This is a genomic window from Sandarakinorhabdus rubra (assembly GCF_010994245.1).
GTDB lineage: Bacteria > Pseudomonadota > Alphaproteobacteria > Sphingomonadales > Sphingomonadaceae > Sandarakinorhabdus > Sandarakinorhabdus rubra.
Genome location: NZ_WMHO01000382.1, coordinates 1 through 1155 on the forward strand (window position 1 = coordinate 1; position 1155 = coordinate 1155).

The following is a 1155-nucleotide window of genomic DNA, read 5'->3' on the forward strand; positions in this document are numbered from 1 at the left end:
CATCCCCTGTCGGTTCTGCGGGGGGTGTGGCCTGCGCAGCCGCGGCGACGGCAGACAGCAACAAGCCGGCCGCCAGGGGAGCCTTCAGCATGGCGGGCGGCCCGGCCAGGGCCTCAGCGCGGTCCGTCGCGGCCTGTCGGGACGCCGCCCAGCGGGCCGCCGGCAGCGCCCACTGCACCGATGTTGCCGAACAGATCGGCAAAGAAGCCTTCCTCGCGGCCAAGGGTCGGCGTCTTGTCGCCCACCGGGTTGATGTCGGCGATCTTTTCCATGCCGCGCCGCTCCACCTTGGAGACGTTCCCGGCATCATCGAAACTGACGATCAGGATCTGCTGCTGCAGCGTCTTGGGCGCCACGAAAGCATATTGGCCAGTGAGGCGGCTGACATAATACCAGCTGCCGGCCTGGAACTGGCCGGCAAAGGTGGGGCGGCCAAGGGTTCGGGACACCGATTCGCGGTTGTCCACCCCCGGCAGGATAGAGGTGAACAGCGTTTCATCGATCAGATAGCCCTGCGACGCCTTGATGCGCGAGCAGCCGGCCGACATCAGGGCGGCAGCGGTCATGAGGGCAAGAAAAAGAGGACGCGTCATCGCAGGGGCTCCGGTCAGGCTTGTTCAATATGACAGCCGCAGCCAATATGCTAGGCGCCATGGTCATGGGTCTGATTTCCAGCTTGAAGCGCCTCGTTGCGGGAGGGGCAACCACTGCGCGCCCGCTGCCGGTGGATCAACTCTATGCCGCCGTGGTGGCGGAGGCGCGGCGACCCGACTGGTATGCACAAGGCCAAGTGCCTGACACACTGGATGGTCGCTTCGACATGGTGGTGCTGGTGCTCTCCCTGCTGCTGCTGCGGCTGGAAACCGACACGGCGGGCAACCCGCGCCATCCGGCCGCCCAGCTGTCGGCCGATCTGGCAGACCGCTTCCTCACCGACATGGAAGGCAATCTGCGGCAGGACGGGATCGGCGACCAGGTGGTGCCCCGCCACCTCGGGCAGATGATGGCGGCGCTGGGCGGCAGGCTGGGGGCCTATCGCGGCGCCCGCGGTGACGCGCCAGCCATGGCAGACGCGATTCGCCGCAACCTGCTGCGCGGCGCCGACGCGCCGGACAGTGCGATCCGCTGGCTGGTGGCCGAGGCGCAGCGCCTGTC

The 1155-nt window shown here is 67.8% G+C and carries 2 protein-coding genes; one reads left to right on the forward strand and one right to left on the reverse strand.

Going from position 1 to position 1155, the window contains the following annotated elements; all coding sequences use genetic code 11:
* Window positions 1-113: 113 nt before the first annotated feature.
* Window positions 114-593 carry an outer membrane protein assembly factor BamE gene (locus GJV64_RS14680; protein ID WP_164158228.1) on the reverse strand — a complete coding sequence of 160 codons (480 nt, stop codon included), beginning with the start codon at window positions 591-593 and terminating at the stop codon, window positions 114-116.
* 65 nt (window positions 594-658) lie between these two features.
* Between GJV64_RS14680 and GJV64_RS14685 the strand changes: the two genes are divergently transcribed.
* Window positions 659-1155, forward strand: a 497-nt coding sequence (locus GJV64_RS14685) for a ubiquinol-cytochrome C chaperone family protein (protein ID WP_328799206.1), incomplete at its 3' end; no start/stop codon positions are given.